This window comes from Leucobacter coleopterorum (assembly GCF_011382985.1).
Taxonomy (GTDB): domain Bacteria; phylum Actinomycetota; class Actinomycetes; order Actinomycetales; family Microbacteriaceae; genus Leucobacter; species Leucobacter coleopterorum.
In genome coordinates this window covers 2326104-2350386 of sequence record NZ_CP049933.1, presented here as the reverse complement: position 1 = coordinate 2350386, position 24283 = coordinate 2326104, and the positions used below count along the sequence as shown (strand labels likewise).

Sequence of the window (24283 nt, the reverse complement as noted above, 5' to 3'; positions counted from 1 at the left end):
GCACCGTGTTCAAGCCTACGCCTTTCGCGAGCTTCGTGCCTCTTTGTCGCTATCAGGGTTGCGTTTGTTGCGGCAATCTTGAGGTTCTCAGTGGCAGGAAACCCGGTGTTGAGACGTTTGGGATCTCGCCAGCTACATATTTTTGTCAGCCCATAGCGAGTGAGAGCTCGTTCCCGCGGTCTCAGGTGCGCTACTCGCAAATTTCTATGCGACACGGGTGTATCCCCAGGCGCAAATGTGTAGGGTGGATCTGATCATGAAATCAGATTCTCGAAGACAGTCGGACCCCCGAGTACCTGCCGCGCTAAGGCGCGGCATCACATCCTCTTGCGAGGCGAGCTGTGAACGAGTGGGTAATGCTCGGGATCGGCGTGATCCTCACCGTGGGCACCGGTGTCTTTGTTGCCTCTGAGTTTTCTCTTGTTGCGCTCGACCGGCAAGACCTTGAGCGGCGACGATCGGGGGGCGAGTCGGGCCTTGACCGAGTCATTCGTGGGCTCTCGCGCACGTCGACCCACCTGTCAAGCGCGCAACTCGGCATCACACTCACGACGCTGCTCACCGGTTACACCCTTGAACCCGCCATTAGCGGGTTTCTTGACGGTCCGCTGGGTGCGATGGGTGTGCCCGAAGAGTTTCGTCGAGCCATCAGCGCGCCGCTCGCGATCCTGATCGCTACGGTCTTCTCGATGATCGTTGGTGAGTTGATCCCGAAGAACTTTGCGATTTCGAAGCCGCTCGCGACTGCGAAAGTGGTCATGCCTGCGCAGGCTGCCTTCACGACAACGTTTAAACCTGCCGTTGCACTGCTCAACGGTAGCGCCAACGGAATTCTTCGGGGCATGGGTATTGAACCGAAAGAAGAGCTGTCGGGCTCTCGCTCAGCCGAGGAGCTCTCCTCGCTCGTGCGGCACTCTGCAAGCGCTGGCCTGCTAGAGGCCGATACTGCGACTCTGCTCGACCGCACGCTTCGTTTTGCCGAGCGCACCGCGGGTGACGTGATGACCCCGCGACTCAAAATCGAAAGCCTGCAGCGCCTTGAACCGGCTCAGGCCGTGCTTGAACTCTCCGGTCGCACCGGTCTCTCACGATTTCCTGTTATCGACGAGGATCGCGACGATGTCATCGGGGTTGTCCACGTAAAGCAGGCCGTTGCTGTTCCTCGCGCGAAGCGCGCCGAAGTTCCCGTGGCTGCGCTCGCCGAAGACGTGGTGCGTGTGCCCGATACACTTCGACTCGACCAACTGCTCGAGGAGTTGCGTACCTCAGGGTTCCAGCTCGCGATCGTGGTTGACGAATACGGCGGCACAGCGGGTATCGTGACCCTTGAAGACCTGGTCGAAGAGATCGTTGGTGAGGTCGCCGACGAGCACGACCGCGCCGCAGCCGGTGTTGTTGGCACAGCTGATGAGATGACCTTCCCTGCAGATCTGCGCCCCGACGAGGTGCTGGAACAGACAGGCATCGTGATTCCCGAGGACGACGACTACGACACTGTGGCCGGCTACGTTTTGCAAGAGCTCGGCCGTATTCCAGAACAGGGCGACGAGGTCGAACTGCCAGACGGCGGTACGCTGCGAGTTGAACGCATGGACGGGCGCAGGATCGCGCGTCTGCGCTTCAAGAGTGCTCCGAACCCAGCTGGATTCGCCGATCCTGACAGCTCGGGGTCAAGCGACCCCGAAGGCCCGATCACGAGTGAGGAGAGCGCCTCATGAGCGACTGGTTAGGCATTCTCTGGCTGGTCTTGCTGCTGATTGCAAACGCGTTCTTCGTCGGTGCGGAGTTTGCGGTGATCTCTGCTCGCCGCTCGCAGATCGAACCCAAGGCTGAGGCCGGATCGAAGCGCGCGAAGACCGCGCTGTATGCGATGGAACACGCCACGCTCATGCTCGCGACGAGCCAGCTCGGCATCACCGTGTGTTCGCTGCTGATCCTGAATGTTTCAGAACCCGCGATTCACCACCTGCTTGAGGGGCCGCTCGCCTGGACGGGAATGTCGGCTGAAGTTGTGAGCATAGTTGCTTTTGTGCTCACGCTGCTCGGTGTCTCATACCTGCACGTGGTGTTTGGTGAGATGGTGCCGAAGAACGCCGCGTTCTCGATGCCTGACCAGGCTGTACTGCTGCTCGCGCCACCGCTGGTGTGGATCTCAGGAGTGCTGCGTCACGTGATTGCCGCCCTGAACGCGATTGCGAACGGCGTGCTGCGGCTATTTAAGGTAGAGCCCAAGTCTGAGACCAACAGTACTTACACGCTTGAAGAGGTCGCTGGTATTGTCAGTCACTCAACTCGCGAGGGGGTACTTGAAGATCGCAGCGGTGCCCTGACAGCGGCGTTCGAGTTCACGACGAAGCAGGCGAAAGACCTGCTTGTGCCGCGTGACAGACTGGTGGTGTTGCCCGTGGGCGCCACACCAGAAGACGTCGAAACGGCGGTCGCCAAGCACGGCTTCTCCCGCTACCCCATTGCGGGACCGAATGATGAGCTCGCAGGATACGTGCACATTAAGGATCTCGTTCGCCTCAGCGAAGAGCGGATCACACAGCCGATTCCGGCGAAACGGATTCGTGAGATGGTGTCGCTGCACGCAAACACCGAACTTGAAGACGTGCTCGCGCGCATGCAGGCGAAGGGGATTCACCTCGCGCGCATCTTCGACCGCGAGGGCACCGAAATCGGTGTGGTCTTTCTTGAAGACGTGATCGAGGAACTCGTGGGCGAAGTGCACGACGCCACGAGGCGGCGGCGGTTCTTTTAGTTCTGGTCTTTAGCGGTGAGCGAGATGTGAGCCGACACATCGCCAAAACCGGTTGCGCCTCCCGCGATGAGGAGAGTAGCTGGCACAGCGAAGCTCACATCGAACTCCGCCGACTTATCGCTGATCTCGCTCGGAGTGAGCTTGAGCTGTGTTGAATGCTGTTCGATGCCCTCTACCGAGAGTGTGCCGGTTGCGTAGACAACCGAGTCATCACGGCCCTCGCGGCGAAGAACCGTCGGCTCGGTAAGCACAAACGAGGCCTCGTGGAGACCTGCGACGCTGACCGAAAGTTCGGCCTGCGTGATGACGCCGTCGTGCATCACCATGAATCCCGAGGGCTCAACCTTGTCTTGGACGGACTTGCCCAGCTCCGATGTGGCGGCGGGTCCAAGGAGTTCGATGTCGGTTACCTCGTAGACGTGCTCCGAGGGAACAGTGAGCAGATTCGAGCCGGTGGCCGCCCGCAACTCGGCTGCGGGTACACCGAGACCCTGCGTGCTCGCGCAAGACACGAGACACAACGGGAGCGTCACAATCGCGATCACACCAAGACTGCTTCGTGATGTGCGCGTCGCGAGAATGCTGAACAATTCTGCCTCTCAGAGCGGGGGAGCGGGAACTATGGTCCACACAATACGCCCGGAAATTGAGAGGCTGTTGGGAACGAGAATCTGTCGCGAAAACTATTGCGAAAGTAACCGTTCAAGTTGGGCGCCGACCAAGGCAAACTCGATGAGAAACGCGTCGTGGCCGAAGGGTGAGTCGATGCGAGTGGCGCGATCTCCGTCGAGGCTGCCGGGTGTGTGGTGCGCAATTTCGTCCTGCCCTCAAGGGTAAACAAACGATCGCTGGGGATCCCGAGCACAAGTGTCGGTAGCTGCAGAGTTGAGAGAGCAGCACGCACACTGCCGCGCCCCCGGCCCACATCGTGCGAGTTCATCGCCTGCACGAGTGTGACGTAGCTGTTGGCGTCGAAGCGCCTTGTGAATTTGTTGCCGTGGAAGTCAAGATACGACTCAACCGCAAAGCGGCCACCTTTGCCGAGCGGGCTCACCGCCGACTGCCAGGAGCGGCCAAACCTATCGTCGAGTTCGGTGTTGCTTCGGTAATTGAGCAATGCGAGGCGTCTCGCTGTTGCTAGGCCATGGTGGGGCCCGTGCCGTCTGGGGCATCGTAGTAGTTGCCGCCGTGATAATACGGATCGGACCGGATCGCCTCAAGCTGCACGAGATTGAGGCCTATCTGGTCGGCGGTTGTGACCGGGGGAGCCGCGATGACCGCGAGTCGCTCCACGCGCTCCGGGTGCGAGATGGCCCACTCGAGAGCGTGCATGCCACCCATCGAACCGCCGATGACGGTGTGGAACCGCTCGATCCCAAGCTCGCTGGCGAATCGTGCTGCTGCGTCGACCTGGTCCCTAATGGTGAGATAGGGAAAACTTCCACCCCACTCGTGGCCGCTGGGGGACAGCGATCCCGGTCCGGTCGATCCCTGGCAGCCGCCAAGCACGTTAGGCGCGACGATGAAGTAGCGATCGGTGTCGAGCGATTTGCCCGGCCCCACGATTTCAGTCCACCAGCCGTCGGTGGGATGACCAGGCCCCGCCGAACCGATAAGGTGGCTGTCGCCCGTGAGCGCATGGAAGACCAGAATGGCGTTATCGCGCTGCTCGTTGAGTTCACCGAAGGATTCGTATGCGATACGGGTGTTAGGAATCTCTTCACCCTGCTCGGTTATGACCGAGCCGATGCTCACGAACTTGCGTTCACCGACGGGATCCCCGTCGCGCCATCCACCCGAGATGGGCGGACGACCCATGAGCGCACGCAGTTGTGCGTCGGTGATGAAGTCGGTGGGGAACGAATCCTCAGGGGTCTGCCAGTCCATAACTCCCCATTCTGCCGGGTTCTTGCACCGGTCGGAGTTTTGTTACAGACCCCTGACTTTTAGGGTTACGCGTTTGCTGAAGAGGCCGCCACAACCTCGCGGGCTGCGGCGAAACCCTTCTCAAGGTCGGCTTTGATGTCCTCGATGTTTTCGAGACCTACTGAGAGGCGCACCAGACCCGGGGTGACGCCCGCAGTGAGTTGCTGCTCAGGAGTGAGCTGCGAGTGCGTCGTTGATGCGGGATGGATGATGAGGCTGCGCACGTCGCCGATGTTAGCAACGTGGCTGAACAGCTCGACGTTCTCAACGACAGCGCGACCTGCGTCGACACCACCCTTCAACTCGAAAGACAGCACGGCACCAACACCCTTTGGTGTGTACTTATTTGCGGCCGCGTACCAGGGGCTCGTTGGCAGGCCGGAGTAATAGACGGTGGCGACATCTTCGTGGGAGTCAAGCCACTCGGCAACCTCCTGGGCGTTTTGCACGTGACGCTCGATGCGCAGCGAGAGTGTCTCGATGCCCTGCAGCAGCAACCAGGCGCTGAGAGGCGCGATGGCCGAACCGAGGTCACGCAGCAACTGCACGCGCGCCTTGATAATGAAGGCGATGCCGTCACCAACGGCACCCGTGTAGCTGACGCCGTTGTAAGAGGGATCGGGCTCGGTGAGTCCTGGGAACCTGTCGACGTGTTTTGACCATTCGAACTTGCCGCCGTCGACGATGACACCACCGAGGGTGGTGCCGTGACCGCCGAGGAACTTCGTTGCGGAGTGCAGCACGATGTCAGCGCCGTGCTCAATCGGGCGCACGAGGTAGGGGCTTGCCACGGTGTTGTCCACGATCAAGGGCAGGCCGTTTTCATGGGCAACATCTGCGACAGCACGAATATCGAGAATGTTTGAGCGCGGGTTTGCGATGCTCTCCGCGAAGAACAACTTAGTGTTTGGGCGAACCGCACGCTGCCAAGCTGAAGAGTCATCCTGATCCTCCACAAACGTGACCTCGATGCCGAGCTTCGCGAGTGTGTACTTAAACAGGTTGTAGGTGCCGCCATAGATGGAAGACGACGAGACGATGTGGTCGCCCGCGTTTGCGATGTTCAGCACGGCAAAGGTTGAGGCTGCCTGACCGCTAGCGAGCAGAAGCGCAGCGGTGCCACCCTCGAGCGCGGCGATGCGCTCCTCGGCCACGGCCTGCGTGGGGTTGGTGATGCGGGTGTAGATGGGGCCGAGCTCGGCGAGCGCAAAGCGGTTCGCGGCCTGTTCCGTGTCGTCAAAGACAAAGGACGAAGTCTGGTGGATCGGCAGTGCGCGCGACCCGGTGACGGGATCGGGCTGCTGCCCGGCGTGAATCTGCTTGGTCTCAAATCCCCATGCGGCTTGCTCGGTCATGTTAGCTCCTTGGTGGTGTGGCTTGGCGTGGTGCGGGAGTGCTGAGATCGAGCGTACGTAGCGCAACTGGGGTTGGCAATGGTGCGCGACACGACGCGTAACTTTTGCGGGAAATTGTCGGCTATCGCGCCTTGGAAATGGCGGATTCGAGTAGGGACGCTAGTGCGAGTGTGGCGCGATCGTCAAAGCGGCGGCCTTGGACGGTGATCCCTACCGGCAGTGAGCCAGCGGGCACGTTGGCTGGAATAGTCACCATGGGTGCTCCGAGGATCGTTCCCTGGCCTGTGTTGCGTGTGTAGAGCTTGAACGCGTCGCTCTCATACTTAACAAGATCTACGGACCGATCGGTCACCACGAGGGGTGCGGGAGCTGGTGTCGCGGGGAAAATCAGAGCGTCAAGCTCGAGCGATTCCAGTTGTTTCGCGTAGGCGGCTCTCGCCTGTGCAGTGCGTCTCTGCGCTGCCGCGTACTGGTCAGGGGTCACTGGTGATTCGAGTTCTGAGGCGAGAATTGCTCTGACATCGGGACTCGTGACCGCAGCTATGAGCTGCTCAAATGAGGCGCTCGAACTGACCCCGAGAACACGAGAAGCGATGCTGCTGAGCAGACGGCGAGACTCCCAGAGCACGAGGGGCATCTCGGCTGCATGAGTGAATTCGAAGATATCGTCGAGGCACACCTCATCAAGAACAGCCACGTCTCTTAACTGATCGATTGTGCTCCAAAATGCCTTGTGTGTAGTGGGGTGTAAGTCCATGATGAGTTCGATTGGCAGCCCAACTCGGGGCCGACACAGGCGTCGGCTCTTCGAGGTGGTTGCATGATAGACGTCTGGAGACTCCGCGACAACCTTGTCGAAACGCTGTATGTTCGCAACCGAGTTGGCAAACATTCCGGGAGTGTCCCTGGTCGTTGAAAGCCCGATCGTTCCCGCTCCCGGCCAACGGCCAGTGCTAGGCCGAAACCCAACCACTCCGCAGTGGCTAGCGGGAATTGAAATTGATCCTCCAGTGTCTGTGCCGAGGGCCAGTGGAACCTCTCCGCTTGCAACGGCCGCCGCGCTTCCTCCGGAAGAACCACCCGCCGAGTGTTTCGGGTGCCCAGGTAATCGCACAGGACCGTAGTGGGCATTTGCGGAGTCAATGCCAAACGCAAGCTCGTGCATGTTCGTTGTTCCAACGACGACTGCACCGGCTTGGCGGCAGAGAGCAACGATCTCGGCATCGGCCTCTTCTGCTACCCCGTCGAAGGCTGCACAGCCAGCCGATCTGCGAAAGTCCTTCACCGAGATATTGGCCTTTACTGCGATCGGCACGGGCGCGCCAGAGAAGTCTTGGAGTTGCGTGTCGATATGGGCCTGCGTCGCTATCTCGATCCAGGTTCCGGGTTGAGGATCCTGGAGCGGTTTCAGCTGCTGCTCACCGTGAAAGTGGCCGGTGTTCATGCTGAGATAGCCTCCAGGTTCTTGCCACGTGTATTCGGAGCCAGCAGGTTCACCAGCGACCCAAGGACGAGGAACGAAACAAGTCCGAGCATCGTGGCTTGGAGTGGAAGTTGACCGAGCGATCCGACCAGAAGAAAAACGCCGAGGCCTCCGCCCACGTGGCCGATGCTGTCGGCAAGAGCATACGCAGTTGTTCGAAACCGAGTTGGAAAGCTCTCTGCCGTGAGGGTGTACTGCGCAGGAATCCAGAGATTTTGGCCGAAGAAGAGAACAAACGCCCCTGCAAACATGACGGACGGAATGCCGTTACCGACTGCGATGATGACGGCACCAACAACAGTGATGGCGGCACCGACGAGCATCCACCACTTCCGCTCGAGGCGATCCACAACACTTCGCGCTACGAACGCAGCCGCGATGAACCCCAGCAGCCCAACCGCCGATATCATTCCCGCTTCACCGGCGGTGAACCCTTGTCTCACGAGCACCGAAGTGAATGCTCCAGAGAACGCGTAGATCGTGAGATACCCGAGCCCCCACGCAACACCCAGCACGGCGAGGCGCCTTAAGTAACGGGGTGACTTGAATAGCTCTCGGATCGCACGGAGTGTCCCGGGAGCATGCTCGACGGCGGAGACTGGTAGGTCCTCTTCGGCGAGCAGCGGTGATACTCGTGTTGCGAGTTTCTCCATGCGCGTGACAACCGATGCCGCCTCCGTAAGCTGGCCGCGATCTGCAAGCCAGCGTGGCGACTCTGGGAGGGCAACCCTCAAGAAGATGGAGATAATTGCGAGTGCAGCGCCGATCGCGTACACCCAGCGCCAACCCTGATCAAAGTTCTCTGAGGCAAGTGCAAAGGGGAGTCCGGAAGGCCATGATGTCATTGGGGTGGTGAGGATCAGGCCTAACCAAATCCCGAGAGCAGACCCAAACGCTGCCATGATGAACATGAGGCTGGTATATTTTCCGCGCATGCGCCGGGGTGACACTTCGCTCACAAACACATTGATGATAGCGAGATCAGCACCGACCCCAATGCCGGTGATGAGGCGTGACAGCATGAAGTTAAGTTCATCAAATGACAGCACCGAGTACAGCGAACCAACGCCGGTGATGACCATTGACACGATCAACATGCTGTGTCGGCCAAAGCGGTCAGAGAGAGGGCCAAGGATTAGCGCTCCAACCCCGTAACCCAGCAGGCTCATGAAAATGGGTAGACCGATAAACGTGTCAGAGTTTCCTGGTGAGCACTGGTCGATGATCTGCAAACAGGTCTGCACAAAGGAAACATTGATGTTGAAGATGTCGTACTGTACGAACAGCATTCCGAGACTGATCGTGACAACCGAAGCAGTGCTCAGTCCCCAGCGCGGAAACCTGTCAATGCGGTTCAGAATCGTGGTGTGCGTGGAGTGTGTTGTGGGGACGTTGGAGGCAGACATCGTTGCTCCTTTGGTCGATGAATAAGTCACCAACCAGTTTTCGGGAACTCCGGCCGACCCACCATCGTCATTTCTGCTGACGCGCCGTATGAGAGGTCTCGGTGCGTACTCGAAGGTAGTAGTTCGCGAGCCCGACCCGATTCTGAGCGCCGGTCTTTTGGAAACAGTGCGCGATGTGCGTGCGAAGAGTCGCTAAAGATACGCCCAAACGGGTACAGATCTGCTTGTCGCTCCACCCATCTGCAACGAGCTCTACGATCTGTGCTTCACGAGGGGTGAATATCTTTGGAGAGGTCGACGGTGGAGGATCCCAGAGCCTGCTGATAAGGCTCCCGAAGCTGTGTAGGAACCTCGTCTCTTCGGCGTTGAAGGGCTGAGAGTGTCTGCCGCGCCAGAAACGCAGGTCAATGGAACCCGGCCCATTGTGGGCGGCGAAATAGTTCATGCCGAAATACATGTCGCGGGGGCGCAGGAAATCGGTCACAAACTCGTTGGGTGAAAAGTTTGCAATGGCAAGCGTTGATGTGCGCTGTTTGCTAAATAAACGTGGAGTGATTGCGTCTACGTGCCTGAAATGTTGATCGTAATCGTTGAGGCCGTCCTGCCCTAGATTGATCTGCACGGGATCTGAGTACGGGCCGTCTGCGTCACACACGTATGAAACAAACATGTCGGCGTTGAGTGCACGACGAAGCTTCTCGCCCAACTGTAGACGACGCTCATTGATGGGAACTGAAGAAACGGTCACTTCTAGCGCTTCGCACATGAGGTCATTTGAACCGAACACTGAGGCCTCACCATCGCCATTGAAAAGAGGAAAGAGTTGTCTCATGGTACCTGAGTCGAGGGACACCTTGATCGTGGTCAGTTGCAGTCAGGTCTCCGATAGCGAATGTGTGGAAACAGTATGCTCGATGTCGTGGATACGAAAGCGGAGGTCGGCATGCTGAAGCGTGTAGTGGTGACCGGTGCGAGTTCGGGAATCGGGGCAGCAACGGTAAGGCGGTTTGCGGAGCTCGGGTGGCAGACCGTGGCGGTTGCCCGTCGCGAGGATCGGCTCAGAGCGCTCGCCGCAGAGACCGGCGCACATGTGATCGTGTGCGATGTGACCGACGAAGCGCAGGTTGGACGGATGGCGGCGGAGGTCGCCGAAACGGGCGGCGCGACCGGACTCGTGAACAACGCGGGTGGTGCGCTCGGTGTGGACTCCGTCGAGCACTCTTCCAACGACGACTGGCGCCGAATGTTCGAGGTCAATGTCATCGGGTTGCGCACGGTCACGGCCGCGATGCTGCCCGTGCTGAGGGAAGGCGGCCGTGAGGCTGGCGTAGCAACGATCCTCAACCTGACCTCGACCGCCGGCCACGATGCGTACCCTGGCGGCGGTGGCTACAACGCCGCGAAATTTGCCGCGCACGCGGTCACCAACGTGCTGCGTCTTGAACTCGCGGGCGAACCAATTCGCGTCATCGAGGTGGCTCCGGGGCTGGTGCACACTGAGGAGTTCACGCTCAATCGACTGCACGGTGACGCCGAAGCCGCCGCAAAGCCCTACGTTGACGTCACTCCGCTCACGGCAGAGGACGTGGCAAACGTACTTGCGGGTTCGTTCGAACAGCCCGCGCATGTGAACCAAGACCTTATTGTGCTGCGGCCGGTTGCGCAGTCGAGTGTGTTCCACACTCACCGCGGTCCGCTCGTGCCGAAAGCATGACCATGGCAATGACACTTAGAGAGATGGCCGAAAACGGCATTATCGCGGCTGATTGGGCAGAGGTGCTCGCTCCAATGGGGGAGCAACTCGCGGCACTCGGTCAGTTTCTGAACAGCGAGCGTGCTTCGGGGCAGCAGATTTTGCCGGCGGGGGATCGGATCCTCGCCGCGTTTCAGCGACCGCTCGCGGACGTGCGTGTGCTGATCGTGGGGCAGGACCCCTACCCCACCCCAGGGCACGCGATTGGGCTGTCGTTCGCAACCTCGCCAGATGTGCGTCCGATCCCACGCAGCCTGCAAAACATCTACCGCGAGATGAACGACGATCTTGGGATACCGCCGGCCACACACGGTGACCTCACTGCGTGGGCGGATCACGGCGTGATGCTGCTCAACAGGGTGCTGACGGTGCGTGCTGGCAACGCGGGATCTCACCGCGGTAAAGGATGGGAAGCGTTTACCGAGCTGGCGATCCGCTCGCTGGTGGCCCGCGGTGGCCCACTCGTTGCGATTCTGTGGGGCAACGACGCACGATCTCTCGCGCCGATGCTGCGACACCCTGAAACCGGCAACGAGGTGCCGCGCATCGAGAGTCCGCACCCCTCGCCACTCTCCGCGTCGCGCGGATTCTTTGGATCCCGACCGTTCAGTCGGGCGAATGCCGCGCTCGAAGCGCAGGGAACGACTCCCGTGGACTGGCGTGTAGCTTAGGAGGGATCTGAGATCGGCGTCAGGCCAGGCAGGTGCTCGAACACAATCTGCGTTTGAGTCTGGGCGAGCGCTGAATTGGACCCGAAATGTTCGGCAATGAGCGTGCGTAGGGCAGGCACGCTCTCACACGCGACGTGCACCACCAGGTCTTTGTCGCCCCTATGAGAAACACCTGCTGTACACCGGGAATGCGCTGCAGTTGTGTGCTGAGGGCGGGAACTTGGTCGCGTTGGTGACCATGTACCCGCAGCATAATGAGGGCGCTCACGCTCTGTCCGATGGCTTCGGGAGAGATATCGGCGCGGTACCCGCGGATCACGCCGCGCTCTTCGAGCGCCCGCACTCGACCGTGGCAGGTGGAGGTAGGGATTCCTACCTCCACGGCTAGGTCTTTGTAGGGAATGCGGCCGAACTGCGCGAGCGCCGCGACGATGCGGCGGTCGACATCTGACAGCTGAAGTGTTTCCAAGGCGTGCTCGTTTCTGGGTGAGAATTTCGATGAAAATTCATTTATTGCGCTTCTGTTCAGATTTCATCCGAAAAGACATCTTTACAATCGATAATTTTGCCACAATCGAGGTTGCACACTCGTTCGCAGCGAAGGGAAGCTTGGTGCGTTACGTCGATATCAGCCCGCAGATTGAGGCAGGCACCGCTGTCTGGCCCGGAGATCAAGGGTTTCGGCGCGACCCTCGGTGGAATCTGTCGGACGGAGACTCTGTCTCGGTGAGCACCGTTACGACCACAACCCATATTGGGGCGCACATCGACGCTCCCTCGCACGTACGTGAGGGAGCGCCGAGCATCGAGAGTACCCCGATTGATGCCTGCCTTGGTAAGTGCATGGTCATTGACGTGAGTAGTTTGGTGGATCGGGCCACCGTGCCCACGGTTTTGCTCCCGCGGCCGGGGTGCGGGAGAGGATCGTGAAGCTCTCAGAGCAGGATCTTCAGTGTGGTCCCATCGAACGACTGCTGCTGCGACACCGCACCACCGCCATGAGACAGTGGGATACTCAAACTCCAGGCGTTGATCCCGAGCTCATCAACTGGTTCGGCGGGCAGGGCGGCCGGCTCTTGGGTCTCGATCTCGCGTCCTTTGATCCTGAACGTAGCAAGGCACTGCTCGCGCACCACGCCGCAGTTGACGCGGGGATCGTGATGCTTGAGGGGCTCGACCTGTCGCAAGCCCCCGAGGGCGTTGCGCAACTTGCGGCGCTTCCCGTGCCGTGGCATGGAGCAGACGCGGCCCCCGTGCGTGCGGTGCTCGGCTACGCCAACTGACCTCAATCGCTTACCCTTTTCGACTCGACACCTAAGGAAACACCATGACCCAGACCCTCACCCGCTTTCAGAATCGCGAAGACTGCGTGGCAGCCGACCGCAACGATCCGCTGGCTGAGTACCGTGACCGCTTCAGCCTCCCCGAGGGCGTGATCTATCTCGACGGTAACTCCCTGGGAGTGCTGCCCAAGGAAGCGCCTGCTCGTGCGGCGCAGGTGATCGCAGAGGAGTGGGGCGAAGGCCTCGTGCGTAGTTGGAACACCCACCACTGGTTCGATTTGCCGGTAAGGATCGGCGGCAAACTTGCCCGCCTCATCGGTGGCACCGCGGGGGAGTGCGTCGCGACCGACACCACCTCCATCAATGTGTTTAAGACGTTGGGTGCCGCACTTGACATGCAGCGTGAAGATCATCCCGAGCGTCGTGTCATCATCTCTGAGCGCGAGAATTTTCCGAGCGACCTCTATGTCGTCGAGGGCATGATTGAGTTGCTCGACGGTGGCTATGAACTGCGTTTGATCGATGAGCACCTCACGCTTGAAGCGGCGCTCGGTGATGATGTGGCCGTGGTGCTGCTGACACATGCCAACTACCGCACAGGCCGCATCTGGGATCTGACAACGGTGACCGCGCAGGTGCACGCTGCGGGCGCGCTCGTGATCTGGGATCTCTGCCACTCGGCCGGTGCCGTGCCGGTCGCGCTTGACGAGGCGCGTGCAGACTTCGCTGTTGGCTGCACCTACAAGTACCTGAACGGCGGTCCCGGCTCACCCGCGTTTGTGTGGGTGGCTGATCGTCACCTCGCTCGGGCACGCCAGCCGCTTTCGGGCTGGTGGGGTCACGCCAAGCCGTTCGACATGGCTGAGAGTTTCGCTCCCGCGGCGACAGGTCGCAAGTTTCTGACCGGCACGCAGCCGATCATCTCACTTGCCACGATGGAGGTCGGCATCGATATCGCTCTCAGCGTTGACGAGGCGGCGTTGCGCGCAAAGTCGCTTGAGCTCACCTCGTTGTTCATTCAGCTGGTTGAAGAACGGATTCCGAACAGCTCACTCACCCTCATCACACCTCGCGATCACGCGGAGCGCGGCAGCCACGTGAGTTTTCAGCACCCCGAGGGTTACGCCGTAATGCAGGCACTGATCGAGCGCGGTGTGATTGGTGACTACCGCGAACCCGAGGTGTTGCGTTTTGGGATCACCCCGCTCTATCTCGGCTACGCAGACGTGTGGGATGCGGTCGAAACCCTGCGTGAGGTGCTCGCCGAAGAACCGTGGAACAACCCCGAGTTTCAGCTGCGCGGTGCGGTCACCTAGGCCCACTTTCGTTTCCACAAACCCAATTGCAAAGACGCATACAGAGAGGACTCTGACATGGCTGAATTTTCAGACATTCAGACCCGAGAAATTGGTCTGAAGAAGACTCTGACCGCCGGGCAGCTCGGCATGATCGCCCTGGGAGGTGCGATCGGCACAGGCTTGTTCCTCGGCAGCAAGTTTGCGATTGGGTTCGCGGGCCCGAGCGTCATCATCAGCTACCTCATCGGAGGAGCTATCGCGCTGATGCTTATGGCGGCACTCGCCGAAATGACCGTGCGGCACCCCACCTCGGGGTCGTTCGGTGCATACGCCGAACATTATCTGGGGCCGCTCTACGGCTTCTTGACGCGCTACATGTACTGGATCTGCATTGTGCTCGCCGTCGGCACCGAGGTGACCGCCATCGGCGAGTACATGCAGTTCTGGTTTCCCGGTGTGCCGCCCCTCGTCTGGGTGCTGCTATTTGCTGGTGCGCTCATCGGCGTGAACGCGATGAACGTGAAGAACTTTGGCACTCTTGAGTACTGGTTTTCGGCGACGAAGGTGTTTGCGATCCTCGCCTTTGTGGTGGTGGCAGCCTGGCTGGTGTTCTTCTCGGGCAACCAAGATTACGGGGTGAAAAACTGGACCGCCGAGGGGGCTTCATGCCAAACGGACTCTCCGGCATGTGGTTCGCCGTGATCGTCTCGATCTTTAGTTACCTCAGCATCGAGATGATCGCGATCGCGGCGGGCGAGGCGAAAGAACCCGAGAAGGCCGTGAAGAAGGCATTCAGGGCGACAATGTTCAGGCTGCTCGTGTTCTACTTCTTGACGTTGACGCTCATCGTCTCGATCGCACCGATCTCCGAGATTCTCGCGGGCGGTAGTCCGTTTGTGACCGTGATGCAGGTGATCGGGATCCCGTACGCTGACTCGATCCTGAACTTTGTGGTGATTGTTGCGGCCCTGTCGGCGATGAACAGCCAGCTCTACATCTCGACGCGCATGATGTTCTCGCTGTCGCGCGCGGGGAGGCCCCGAAAGTCTTCGGTAAGGTGCGTGCAAACGGTGCCCCGCTGAACGCTTTGATGCTGTCGAGCGCGGGCATCGCTGTGGCGACTATCGTGTACCTGCTGATTCCGGGCGATGCCTTCGCCATGATGCTCGCGATCTCGATGTTTGGCGCGCTCTTCACCTGGTTTATGATCTTTGTGACCCACATCTGGTTCCGTCGCAAGATCTCGGCCGATGGCGAGAACCTCGGGTATCAGATTCGGGGCTCCCGCATTGGGGCCGTGCTCGGCGCACTACTCATGATCGCAATCATGGTGTCGACACTCTTTACCGAGCAGTTTCGGGCAACGCTCATCTTTGGTCTGCCCTGTTTGGTGCTCACGTGGATCGCGTACCTCGTGTTACAAAAGCGTCGGCGCGCTGCCGTGCCAGTATCGGTGTGATTTTCCAATCCGCGACTGCCCGCTGCCCCTCACCCTGTCCCCGCCGCAGCTGTACGCAGATTGTTCTTATTCGCGACTTTAGGAACAATCTGGTACAGCTGCGGGGACGGGGATGGGGAGTGCTTCAGCGCTTCGGCGGAAGCACCGTGATCGGCTCGGTCTGGTCAACGAGGTAGTGTGGCTTGCGGCCCTGGCCTCGAATAAAGCCGAAGTAGCATAGGGTCAGGATCCCGACCCAAATGAGTCCCACCCACAGGGCGGGTCGCGAGTCGGGCACAATGCCAACCATCACGATCACAAAGAGAATGAACCCGACGGTCAGGTACGAGGCCGCTGGCCACAGCGGCACCGGGAACTCGCTCGGCAGACGCTGCTCGCGAGCGATCTCGCGCTTCATGCGAATGTGGGCGATGAGGATCACGAGCCACACCATGACGGTCGCAAACGTCGCAAGTGCGCCCAGCAAAAAGAGCACCTGGTCGGGGTAGAAGAAATTGAGAACAACCCCGATCAGCAGCGCGATGATCATGCTGATGACCGTCATAATCGGAACGCCATTGCTCGTTGTCTTGAGGAACGACTTCGGAGCCTGACCCTGCTCGGCCAGGCCGTGGATCATGCGGCCGGCACCAAAGATATCGGCGTTCATCGCCGAGAGCGCTGCCGTGATGAGGATCACGTTAAAGACCGCGGCGGCGGCCTGGAACCCGAGGGACTCGAAGATCGAAACGAAGGGGCTCGTCGCGCCCGTGATGTCGGTCCACGGCTGAATCATCATGATGACACCGAGCGTGAGCACGTAAAAAAGCAGGATGCGGATCGGCACCGAGTTGATCGCCTTCGGGATAACCTGCTTGGGATTCTGTGCCTCGCCGGCCGTGACACCAATAATCTCAATGCCGCCGAAGGCAAACATGACGATGGTGAAGGACGCGAGCAGACCCCAGATGCCGTTGGGCAGGAAGCCACCGTGATCCACAAGATTCTGCGGTCCCATCTGGTCGTGGCCAGCGATGCCGAAGCCAAAGAGGATAACCGCCACACCCGCTGCAATGAGTGCAATGATGGCGACAATTTTGATGAGGGCAAACCAGAACTCGAGCTCGCCGAACACCTTCACGCCAACCATGTTGATGGCCGCGATGAAAAACACCACCGCGAGTACCCACACCCACTGCGAAACCTGCGGAAACCAGAACCCCATGTAGACGCCAATTGCGGTCGCGTCGAAGACCGCAACAAGGAACATCTCGAACGCAAACGTCCAGCCGACGAGGAAGCCCGCGAAGGGGTGGATGTAGCGGGATGCATACTGGCCGAATGAGCCGGAGACCGGGTGACGCACAATCATTTCACCGAGCGCGCGCATCACCATAAACACGGCAGCGCCGCCGATGATGTAGGCGAGTAGAACAGCGGGCCCCGCGGTCTGGATTGCGCCCGAGGACCCCATGAAGAGGCCCGTGCCGATGGCCGAGCCGAGTGCCATGAAGCGGATATGGCGTGACGAGAGGCCTCGCTTCAAGCCGCCGTCTTGTGAAGCCTCTGGGCTATCTGGGACTCGTGTGAATCGGTGTGGGGGGAAACGATCGCGTCGTTGCGACCGGTGTTGGTGGTGGTCACTGCAGCACCTTTCTATGTGCCTAAGGAACGTGAGAAAGAAGGGTGTTCTAGCGCCCGAGTCGCTGGGCGAGGCCAGCCGCGGCCTCCAGAACACAGAGCGCGGCGAGGCGCACGGTACGACCATCAGGGGTGTCGGCGGTCGTGTCGACCTCAGCGAGGTCGATGCCACGCACACGGGGGTCTTGTGCGAGCAAGCGGGTGACCGTGCGCAGTTCGTGCGCTTGGATCCCGCCAGGAATTGAAGCCGGACAGCCGGGGGCAACCGAGCGGTCACACACGTCAACATCGAGGTCAACGTGGATCGGGCCACCAGCGGACCCCGCGACGTTAAGCGCCTCGGTTACTATTTCGCGAAGCGGGCGCTCGTGGAGTTCGTCGCGGTGAATGACGGTGATGCCCCAGTCGCGGGCGCGCTGCCGATAGGCTCGGGAGTTCGCGAAGTCCGCGATCCCGATCTGCACAATGCGGCGAGGATCGAGCCCGGCCTCAACAAGTCTGCGCACTGGCGAGCCGTTGCTGCGGCCATTGCGCAGGTCGTGGTGCGCGTCGAGTGTGATGAGACCGGCGGTGCTGAGACGGTCGTTTTCGGTGCCGAAACCCGCGACTCCGAGAGCAGCGGGCACCGTGAGTGCGTTGTCGCCGCCGAGGGCTACAACGAGTTCGGAACGGCTCGAGAGTTCGGCGATTCTCTCGGCCGCGGTGATCTCGCCCGCCTCGGAGTCGGGATTTTCAACGTCTCCGGCGTCAACGATGTGCAGGGCCTCGTCGAGCACAAGGTCAATCTCTCGGCCTCGCGTTTCGAGCGTGCCCGTCGCAACGATATGACTTGAGTAGCGGCGCAGTGCCTCGCGAATGGCCGCGGGGTCTCGTGGGCGTTGCTGGGGGAAAGCGACGTGCGTGAGGTCGGGATGCCAACGAGAGCCAGGTCAATCTGCTCGGAGGGCGTCGGTGATTCCCAGCCTCCGGTGCGCGGCCACTCGGGGTCGTGTGAGAGCGCGGTTGGCGTGGTGCTGGACGCGGAAGCTGGGGCATCGGTGCTCATATCTGCGACGCTAGCAACTGTGCGTGTCCGCGGGGTCGCAAGGCTCGCGGCCCCGTCTGTGATCCCGGACGTGATAGTTTCTCCTCTGATGCTCGTCTGGTATCCCAGACTGATCGAGTCTATAGCCTCTGCCGAGTTCGGTCTCGGTGCGCTGAGATCGATGTATGAACCATCACTCACAGACCGCGCCCTCACCCGTCACTCTCGGCGAGGCCCCGCTCACCGTTGACGCCGTTGTCTCAGTTGCGCGGGAGAATGCCCCTGTAGTGCTCGGTGCAGGTGCGCTCGACCGCATCGCGGCGAGCCAGCAGGTCATTGCTGATCTCGCCAACGACACCAAGCCCACTACGGGGTGTCCACAGGGTTCGGTGCCCTCGCTAAAGTGCAGATTCCCGTCGAGAAACGACAGCAGTTGCAGCGCAGTCTGATCCGCTCGCACGCCGCGGGAACCGGACCCGAGGTTGAGCGCGAAGTGGTACGAGCGCTCATGCTGCTACGCCTCAATACCCTCGCGAGTGGCCGCACCGGCGTGCGACCGGTCGTTGCTGAGACCTACGCCGCGATCCTGAACGCAGGAATCACCCCGGTCGTGCACGAGTATGGCTCGCTCGGCTGCTCCGGTGACCTTAGCCCGCTCGCGCACTGTGCGCTCACACTGCTGGGTGAGGGAGAGGTTCGGGTGAGTGAGGATCCGCACGTCGCGCCCATCGCCGCCGCCGACGCGCTTGCCGCTGCCGATATCACGCCCGTGGTACTCGCCGAAAAGGAGGGGCTCGCCCTGATCAACGGCACCGACGGCATGCTCGGCATGCTCTGCCTCGCGCTGCGCGACCTGACTGATCTGCTTAAGGTAGCCGACATTGCTGCCGCCGCAAGCGTCGAGGGGCTGACCGGAACGGACGCCGTGTTTGCGCCCGAGCTGCAAGCTCTGCGTCCGCACCCCGGTCAGGCCGCCGCCGCCGCCAATATGCTGAGGGTGCTCGAGGGATCCACACTGATCCAGCGACCGCGCGAGGGGGAGTTTACTCGTGTGCAAGACGCCTACTCGCTGCGCTGTGCCCCGCAAGTGCACGGCGCCGCGCGCGACACCGTGGATCACGCGGCGCGCGTCGCCTCGATCGAGCTCGTGTCGGCCATCGATAACCCGGTAGTGCTGCCCGACGGCCGTGTTGAGTCGAATGGCAACTTCCACGGCGCGCCAGTCGCGTACGTGCTTGACTTCCTCGCGATTGCCGTCGCAGATCTCGCGAGCATCTCCGAGCGCCGCACCGACCGCTTCCTCGATGTCTCGCGCAATCACGGCCTGCCGCCCTTCCTAGCGGCCGACGCTGGACTCGACTCCGGCCTCATGATCGCGCAGTACACCGCCGCAGGTATCGTGTCCGAGTTGAAGCGGCTCGCGGCCCCCGCCTCGGTCGACTCGATCCCATCGTCTGCGATGCAAGAGGATCACGTCTCGATGGGCTGGCACGCCGCACGTAAGCTGCGTCGTGCGCTTGATGGGTTGTCGCGGGTGCTCGGGATCGAGCTGCTCGCGTCGACGCGCGCACTCGATTTCCGTGCCGCTGACGCCGAAGTTGGTGAGCCCGGCCAGGCAACTGCCGCATTGCACGCCCTCTTCCGCACAGAAATTTCGGCACCCGACACTGACGCCTTCCTGTCGCCGACCATCGCTGCCGCGCACGACTTTGTGGCGAGCGGTGCCGTGTGTGAGGCGGTCGAGCGTGCCGTTGGAGCCGCGCTGGCCTAGCCGGTAGGCTGCGAGCATGAGTGACGTGAAGGTGCCCGCTGCGGATCAGACGCTGCGGATACTGAGCCTGCTCGCGCGCTCGCGCGGTCCGCTGCCCGCATCGATTATCGCTACTCAGCTTGAGCTGCCCAGATCCACGGTCTACCACCTGCTGGCAACGCTCCAAGAGCACGGCTACGTGATGCATCTGATCGAAGAAAAGCGGTACGGGCTCGGGATCGCTGCCGTTGAACTGAGCTCGGCCTACGCGAGGCAGGAACCGCTCGCGCGTTTGGGGCGGCCACTGCTGGCACAATTAGTGGATCGTGTTGGATACAGCGGGCACCTCGCTGTGCCGCACGGTCGCGATGTGCTCTACGTGCTTGAGGAGCGGGCTCCAGGCTCGCCCAGCCTTGTGACAGATGTGGATGTGCGCCTGCCCATGCAGGTGACCGCAAGCGGAAGGGCGATCCTTGCGGCGCTGCCCAAGGCTCAAGCGCGAGCGCTGTACCCGGATCGTTCGGCGTTTGTGCATCGCCTGGCTGGTTCCGACACTATTGACCGTTACTCGCGGTTGCGTTCAGTGCTCGACGAAACGCAGACCCGAGGGTATTCGCTTGAGCGTGGCTCGGTTTCTGAGGGGTTTGCCTCGGTGGGGGTGCCTGTGCTTGACCATCGAGGCTGGCCCGTTGCCGCAATTGCGGTCACGTTTTTGGAGGACGCCGTCGTTGAAGGGAAACTGCCCGAACTCGCGGCTGTCGTGCGAGGAACTGCTGAGACGCTGTCATCACGCATCCACGGGCGAGTGAGCGCCGTCGTCTAGATGCTCAGCGTAGGCTGCTGAAACCTGCTCAAGGTAGCGCCCCACCAGTTCTTGCTCTTCTTCGCTAAAGCGGTCAAGAACACCATCGACCGAGTAGATCATCGGCAGTAAGAACGACATCGCTTGCGCGGCAGAGTCGGGTTTTGCCGTCACAATAACTCCGCGCCGGTCGGTGGGGTTTGGTGTGCGTTCAACGTGGCCGAGGCCAGTGAGGCGGTCGATCGACGAGGTCACCGCTGCGGTGGTGATGTCGAGGCGGCGCGCAATCTCGGTGGGGCTGAGGGGCCTGATTTGATCAGGTGTTCCATGGTCTCAAGGTCGGTGCCGTTGACATTGAGTTTTTTGGCAAGTTGTTTCTCAAACGCGCCGCTGATTTCGAGGATGTTCAGCAGTTTCAAGCTCTGGCTTCGCACCCTGGGTCTTTCGGGCTGACCCTTCTTATTTTCCATTTGCGAGGACTCCTATTTTCCGATAGTTTAGCTGCACTATCTAGTAATTAGAAAATCTAACTAAGGCAGAGTTGTGAAACACATTTTGAGTACTGTCACTGGAAAACGCACGTCTTGGATCGTGCTTGTGATGACGGGCATTATTGCTGCTCTTCTCTTTTCGGTTGGATCGGGTTCGTCTGGCGAGACCTCACCCGGGGTTGGCCTGAAAGATTCGGTCGAATCAGCAAGAGTTACTGCGCTCCAAAAGGAGTTGCCCGGAGCCGGAAATACCTCAGCGATTCTTGTCTACAGCAACGACGATGAGAACAAGCTCACGTCGGAGCAAAAAGACTTCGTGATGCAGGCTTCGCCAACATTCTACGAGGTTTCTACAGATGGCTTTGTGCCTCCCGCGACATTCTCCGAGGATGGCAAGGTCGCCATTATTGTAGTGCCGCTCGCCGTTCAGGAGAACGTTGAGAAGCAGGCGGAACGCGCCGCAGAAATCCGCGAGTCTGCCGCGGCAGACATGCCCGAAGGATTGACCGTAAAGCTCTCGGGCCCTGAAGGTTTTGCGGTAGATATTGCTGCGGTGTTCGACGGTGCAAACTTTACGCTGTTGCTGACGACAGTGATGGTGGTCGGTATTCTGCTGATCGTAACCTACCGCAGCCCGTGGCTTTGGCTTGTGCCGCTGGTGGTCATTGGCCTTGCGGATGGACTCGCTGGAATTGTGGCGACGCGAGTTGCCGCCCTCATCGGTATTGAACTGGATGCATCCACCACTGGCATTCTTTCGGTGCTCGTGTTTGGTGCTGGAACAAACTACGCGCTGCTGCTCATCTCTCGTTACCGCGACGAGTTGCTCCATTTTGAGGATCGTCGTGATGCCATGACACGCGCGCTGCGTGGTGCTGGCCCCGCGGTGATCGCGAGTGGTGGCACGGTTGTGCTCAGCCTCCTGACGTTGCTGCTCGCAGAACTCAACGGAAACCGCGCCCTCGGCATTGCCTGTGCGACCGGTGTGGTTGTTGCGATGCTGTTTGCTCTTCTGGTGCTTCCGGCTGCACTGCTGCTTTTTGGTCGCGGACTGTTCTGGCCATACATTCCCAAGTTTGGTGCGAAGAGCCGCCAGGAGCGTGGAGTCTGGTTCAAACTCGGCACCGCTGTATCGAAGAAGCCGCTTCTTGTGGCTATCCTCGGACTCGCAATTCTTGGTGGACTCTCGCTGGGGACCGCCAATATCCAGGTCGGGCTCTCGCAGACCGAGCAGTTTCGGGCCACACCCGAGGCAGTGCTGGGCCAAGAAATTATCGCCGATGCGTTCCCGGGCGGAAGCGGATCGCCCGCCGTCATTATTGCGAATGCCGATCAGGCCGACGCAGTTGCGCAGGTCGCCAAGAAAGTTGATGGTGTTGCCTCTGCCACGGTTGGCGAATCAAACGGCACCATTACTGAGATCTCAGCCGTGCTTGAAGCTGAGGCAGAGACCGCTAAGGCTCTCAATACGATCACTGATCTTCGCGACGCGGTACACGATGTGAGTGGAGCAGATGCGCTCGTTGGTGGTCTCGACGCACAAGCGCTTGACACGCAGACCGCCCAAGAGCGTGATCAGGCTCTGATTATTCCGTTCATCCTCGCAATCGTGTTCCTCGTGCTCCTGGTTCTGCTGCGGTCACTGGTCGCACCAGTGCTGCTTCTGCTGACCGTGGTGGGGTCATTCTTTGCGAGCCTTGGGGCAAGCTGGCTGCTCTTTCAGACAGTGCTTGACTTCCCAGGGGTCGACACAAACGTGATCCTCTTCAGCTTCCTGTTTTTGGTTGCACTCGGGGTTGACTACAACATCTTCCTTGTAACGCGCGCGAAAGAAGAAGCGGATGCACATGGCACCCGTGCTGGCATGATCCGCGCGCTCGCAGCGACCGGTGGGGTGATCACGAGTGCGGGTATCTTGCTGGCGGCCGTGTTCGCAGTGCTCGGAGTTCTGCCGCTGATTACGCTGACGCAGATTGGAGTCATTGTCTGCATCGGTGTGCTTCTCGACACGTTGCTTGTGCGCACCGTGATTGTGCCTGCGCTGACCTTCCTCTGCGGAGACAGCTTCTGGTGGCCACGCAAGCTCAAAGGCTCGGTTGAAACTGACAACACTAGCGATGAGGCGAAGTCACGGGTCGCAACTGCCTAGTGAGTCCCAGAGGTGACGAGGTCAAGGGCGAACCCCTGAACCTCGTCACCTCTCAACGTTTCCAGTCTTTCCAAGACTCGTTTCTTCTCAGGGCATGGCAGTTAGCATGGACATTATGAGCCAGGTTCTCGAACGAATGGTCTCGCCGATGCGTACGCGGCTGATCGAGACACTTTCAGGCCACTCCAAACAACTCCCCACATGGTTGGTACGTCTCGAAGACGGCGAAGACGAGGGGCTGTTCGGTGAGAACAGCGCAGCCTGGGTCGTTCATAGCAGCATGCCTACACTGGTTGCGGGAGTGCGAGCGTTACTGTTGCAGGCACTGCACCCGGGGGCTCTGGCTGGGGTTCGGGATCACTCGCGCTATCAAGAGGACCCGCTCGGGCGGCTTGCTGGCACGATCCAGTGGATTCACACCGTCACTTTTGGGAGCACGTCACAGGCAATCGCTGGAACTCGAATGGTACAGGCGATGCACGAGCGGGTGCGCGGTGAATACACCGACGGTCGCGGTGTGACCAGGTCGTATTCTGCGAACGATCCGGAGCTTGCGCGGTGGGTGCACATCGCTTTTACTGATGCGTTTCTCACGGCGCACGAGCACTGGGGGCGATCGATCCCGGGCGGTGCGGACGGTTACGTCGCCGAGTGGGCAAAAGCTGCTGAGCTGATGAACGTCTCCGATCCTCCCCGCAGTGCGGCCGCCCTACGGGCCGCCATCGACGACGCGACCGACAAAGGGGAACTTCGAGGCGGCCCCGAAGTCAGCGAGATCGTGCGTTTTATTCGTCGTCCACCGTTGAGCAGGGCGCTGCGGGCCTCTTACCGGGTCGTGTTTTGCGCTGCAGTCTCGACCCTGCAGCCTCGGCATCGTGAGATGCTGGGACTCTCGCAGCGCGACCGACTTCCGATCCACACGGCGACAAAACTCGTGCTGAGCGGTGCCGAATACCTGATCGGCCCGAGGAGTGCCGCCGAGCTTGCGGCAAGGCGACGTCTTGTTCGCCTTCAGGAAGCCTGGCAGTAAAACTGCCGCGGTTGTGGCCCAA

General features: G+C 60.4%; 20 protein-coding genes and 5 pseudogenes. 13 read left to right on the top strand and 12 right to left on the bottom strand.

Features of this window, described 5'->3' with window-relative positions:
* Nucleotides 1-341: 341 nt before the first annotated feature.
* Both G7066_RS11075 and G7066_RS11070 read left to right on the top strand, forming a co-directional pair.
* Nucleotides 342-1718, top strand: a complete 1377-nt coding sequence (locus G7066_RS11075) for a hemolysin family protein (protein ID WP_244302936.1) — start codon at nucleotides 342-344, stop codon at nucleotides 1716-1718.
* Nucleotides 1715-2761, top strand: a complete 1047-nt coding sequence (locus tag G7066_RS11070) for a hemolysin family protein (RefSeq protein WP_166331112.1) — start codon at nucleotides 1715-1717, stop codon at nucleotides 2759-2761. The genes G7066_RS11075 and G7066_RS11070 overlap by 4 nt, the downstream gene beginning before the upstream one ends.
* On the opposite strand, the gene G7066_RS11065 is transcribed toward G7066_RS11070, so the two are convergent.
* The 6 genes and pseudogenes from G7066_RS11065 to G7066_RS11040 all read right to left on the bottom strand — a co-directional run bounded on the left by G7066_RS11065 (nucleotide 2758) and on the right by G7066_RS11040 (nucleotide 9679).
* On the bottom strand, nucleotides 2758-3306 hold the full coding sequence (locus G7066_RS11065) for a hypothetical protein (RefSeq protein WP_166331110.1): 549 nt from the start codon (nucleotides 3304-3306) through the stop codon (nucleotides 2758-2760). The genes G7066_RS11070 and G7066_RS11065 overlap by 4 nt on opposite strands.
* Nucleotides 3307-3444: 138 nt before the next feature.
* Nucleotides 3445-4648 (bottom strand): annotated as a pseudogene (metX, locus tag G7066_RS11060) (homoserine O-acetyltransferase MetX).
* Nucleotides 4649-4713: 65 nt separating this feature from the next.
* On the bottom strand, nucleotides 4714-6042 hold the full coding sequence (locus G7066_RS11055) for a bifunctional o-acetylhomoserine/o-acetylserine sulfhydrylase (RefSeq protein ID WP_166331108.1): 1329 nt from the start codon (nucleotides 6040-6042) through the stop codon (nucleotides 4714-4716).
* Nucleotides 6043-6163: 121 nt separating this feature from the next.
* On the bottom strand, nucleotides 6164-7486 hold the full coding sequence (locus G7066_RS11050) for an amidase family protein (RefSeq protein ID WP_166331106.1): 1323 nt from the start codon (nucleotides 7484-7486) through the stop codon (nucleotides 6164-6166).
* Entirely contained in the window at nucleotides 7483-8931 is a 1449-nt protein-coding gene (locus tag G7066_RS11045) for an MFS transporter (RefSeq protein WP_166331104.1), read from the bottom strand. Before G7066_RS11045 ends, G7066_RS11050 begins: the two co-directional genes overlap by 4 nt.
* 67 nt (nucleotides 8932-8998) lie before the next feature.
* Nucleotides 8999-9679, bottom strand: coding sequence for a response regulator transcription factor (locus tag G7066_RS11040; RefSeq protein WP_166331102.1), 681 nt, complete (start codon nucleotides 9677-9679; stop codon nucleotides 8999-9001).
* A gap of 195 nt (nucleotides 9680-9874) precedes the next feature.
* Here G7066_RS11040 and G7066_RS11035 point away from each other — a divergent pair, with 195 nt between their 5' ends.
* Both G7066_RS11035 and G7066_RS11030 read left to right on the top strand, forming a co-directional pair.
* Nucleotides 9875-10645: an SDR family NAD(P)-dependent oxidoreductase gene (locus G7066_RS11035; protein ID WP_166332036.1), complete on the top strand. Its 771-nt coding sequence runs from the start codon at nucleotides 9875-9877 to the stop codon at nucleotides 10643-10645.
* 2 nt (nucleotides 10646-10647) lie between these two features.
* A complete protein-coding gene (locus G7066_RS11030; RefSeq protein ID WP_166331100.1) occupies nucleotides 10648-11355 on the top strand; it encodes a uracil-DNA glycosylase in 708 nt (235 codons plus the stop codon).
* Here the strand turns inward: G7066_RS11030 and G7066_RS17955 are convergent.
* Entirely contained in the window at nucleotides 11352-11474 is a 123-nt protein-coding gene (locus G7066_RS17955; RefSeq protein WP_425280730.1) for a hypothetical protein, read from the bottom strand. The two genes, G7066_RS11030 and G7066_RS17955, sit on opposite strands and share 4 nt — an antisense overlap.
* 203 nt (nucleotides 11475-11677) lie before the next feature.
* Nucleotides 11678-11824, bottom strand: a pseudogene (locus tag G7066_RS17950) (Lrp/AsnC family transcriptional regulator); the annotation flags it as partial.
* Nucleotides 11825-11853: 29 nt separating this feature from the next.
* Between G7066_RS17950 and G7066_RS11020 the strand changes: the two are divergent.
* The 5 genes and pseudogenes from G7066_RS11020 to G7066_RS17945 all read left to right on the top strand — a co-directional run bounded on the left by G7066_RS11020 (nucleotide 11854) and on the right by G7066_RS17945 (nucleotide 15395).
* Nucleotides 11854-12285: a cyclase family protein gene (locus G7066_RS11020; RefSeq protein WP_205881434.1), complete on the top strand. Its 432-nt coding sequence runs from the start codon at nucleotides 11854-11856 to the stop codon at nucleotides 12283-12285.
* Complete coding sequence (locus G7066_RS11015; RefSeq protein WP_166331094.1) at nucleotides 12282-12638, top strand: cyclase family protein; 357 nt, start codon at nucleotides 12282-12284, stop codon at nucleotides 12636-12638. The genes G7066_RS11020 and G7066_RS11015 overlap by 4 nt, the downstream gene beginning before the upstream one ends.
* Before the next feature lie 44 nt (nucleotides 12639-12682).
* Complete coding sequence (gene kynU, locus G7066_RS11010) at nucleotides 12683-13954, top strand: kynureninase (protein ID WP_166331092.1); 1272 nt, start codon at nucleotides 12683-12685, stop codon at nucleotides 13952-13954.
* A gap of 57 nt (nucleotides 13955-14011) precedes the next feature.
* Complete coding sequence (locus tag G7066_RS16320; RefSeq protein WP_244302935.1) at nucleotides 14012-14638, top strand: amino acid permease; 627 nt, start codon at nucleotides 14012-14014, stop codon at nucleotides 14636-14638.
* Nucleotides 14602-15395, top strand: a pseudogene (locus G7066_RS17945) (amino acid permease). Before G7066_RS16320 ends, G7066_RS17945 begins: the two are co-directional and overlap by 37 nt.
* Nucleotides 15396-15519: 124 nt before the next feature.
* Here G7066_RS17945 and G7066_RS11000 read toward each other — a convergent pair.
* Together G7066_RS11000 and G7066_RS10995 are read right to left on the bottom strand one after the other, a co-directional pair.
* On the bottom strand, nucleotides 15520-16884 hold the full coding sequence (locus G7066_RS11000) for an amino acid permease (RefSeq protein WP_166331090.1): 1365 nt from the start codon (nucleotides 16882-16884) through the stop codon (nucleotides 15520-15522).
* Between the two features lie 181 nt (nucleotides 16885-17065).
* Nucleotides 17066-18060: pseudogene (locus G7066_RS10995) on the bottom strand (agmatinase family protein).
* Nucleotides 18061-18224: 164 nt separating this feature from the next.
* On the opposite strand from G7066_RS10995, the pseudogene hutH reads away from it, so the two are divergent.
* Together hutH and G7066_RS10985 are read left to right on the top strand one after the other, a co-directional pair.
* Nucleotides 18225-19810 (top strand): annotated as a pseudogene (hutH, locus tag G7066_RS10990) (histidine ammonia-lyase).
* Nucleotides 19811-19826: 16 nt separating this feature from the next.
* A complete protein-coding gene (locus G7066_RS10985) occupies nucleotides 19827-20612 on the top strand; it encodes an IclR family transcriptional regulator (RefSeq protein ID WP_166331088.1) in 786 nt (261 codons plus the stop codon).
* Here G7066_RS10985 and G7066_RS10980 read toward each other — a convergent pair.
* Nucleotides 20577-20846 carry a MarR family winged helix-turn-helix transcriptional regulator gene (locus G7066_RS10980; RefSeq protein WP_244302932.1) on the bottom strand — a complete coding sequence of 90 codons (270 nt, stop codon included), beginning with the start codon at nucleotides 20844-20846 and terminating at the stop codon, nucleotides 20577-20579. The genes G7066_RS10985 and G7066_RS10980 overlap by 36 nt on opposite strands.
* Nucleotides 20843-21061: a hypothetical protein gene (locus G7066_RS10975; protein ID WP_166331086.1), complete on the bottom strand. Its 219-nt coding sequence runs from the start codon at nucleotides 21059-21061 to the stop codon at nucleotides 20843-20845. The genes G7066_RS10980 and G7066_RS10975 overlap by 4 nt, the downstream gene beginning before the upstream one ends.
* A gap of 73 nt (nucleotides 21062-21134) precedes the next feature.
* On the opposite strand from G7066_RS10975, the gene G7066_RS10970 reads away from it, so the two are divergent.
* Both G7066_RS10970 and G7066_RS10965 read left to right on the top strand, forming a co-directional pair.
* The gene (locus tag G7066_RS10970) at nucleotides 21135-23231 is read left to right on the top strand and encodes an MMPL family transporter (protein ID WP_244302931.1); all 2097 of its coding nucleotides are present in this window, start codon (nucleotides 21135-21137) and stop codon (nucleotides 23229-23231) included.
* A 112-nt stretch (nucleotides 23232-23343) separates the two neighbouring features.
* Nucleotides 23344-24261, top strand: a complete 918-nt coding sequence (locus G7066_RS10965; RefSeq protein WP_425280772.1) for an oxygenase MpaB family protein — start codon at nucleotides 23344-23346, stop codon at nucleotides 24259-24261.
* The last annotated feature ends 22 nt before the right edge of the window (nucleotides 24262-24283 follow it).

Coding starts and splice junctions, on each gene's coding strand:
- G7066_RS11070 (WP_166331112.1), top strand. CDS start 1,715: ATGAGCGACTGGTTAGGCATTCTCTGGCTGGTCTTGCTGCTGATTGCA.
- G7066_RS11055 (WP_166331108.1), bottom strand. CDS start 6,042: ATGACCGAGCAAGCCGCATGGGGATTTGAGACCAAGCAGATTCACGCC.
- G7066_RS11050 (WP_166331106.1), bottom strand. CDS start 7,486: ATGAACACCGGCCACTTTCACGGTGAGCAGCAGCTGAAACCGCTCCAG.
- G7066_RS11045 (WP_166331104.1), bottom strand. CDS start 8,931: ATGTCTGCCTCCAACGTCCCCACAACACACTCCACGCACACCACGATT.
- G7066_RS11035 (WP_166332036.1), top strand. CDS start 9,875: ATGCTGAAGCGTGTAGTGGTGACCGGTGCGAGTTCGGGAATCGGGGCA.
- G7066_RS11030 (WP_166331100.1), top strand. CDS start 10,648: ATGGCAATGACACTTAGAGAGATGGCCGAAAACGGCATTATCGCGGCT.
- G7066_RS11020 (WP_205881434.1), top strand. CDS start 11,854: ATGAAAATTCATTTATTGCGCTTCTGTTCAGATTTCATCCGAAAAGAC.
- kynU (WP_166331092.1), top strand. CDS start 12,683: ATGACCCAGACCCTCACCCGCTTTCAGAATCGCGAAGACTGCGTGGCA.
- G7066_RS16320 (WP_244302935.1), top strand. CDS start 14,012: ATGGCTGAATTTTCAGACATTCAGACCCGAGAAATTGGTCTGAAGAAG.
- G7066_RS11000 (WP_166331090.1), bottom strand. CDS start 16,884: ATGGCACTCGGCTCGGCCATCGGCACGGGCCTCTTCATGGGGTCCTCG.
- G7066_RS10985 (WP_166331088.1), top strand. CDS start 19,827: ATGAGTGACGTGAAGGTGCCCGCTGCGGATCAGACGCTGCGGATACTG.
- G7066_RS10975 (WP_166331086.1), bottom strand. CDS start 21,061: ATGGAAAATAAGAAGGGTCAGCCCGAAAGACCCAGGGTGCGAAGCCAG.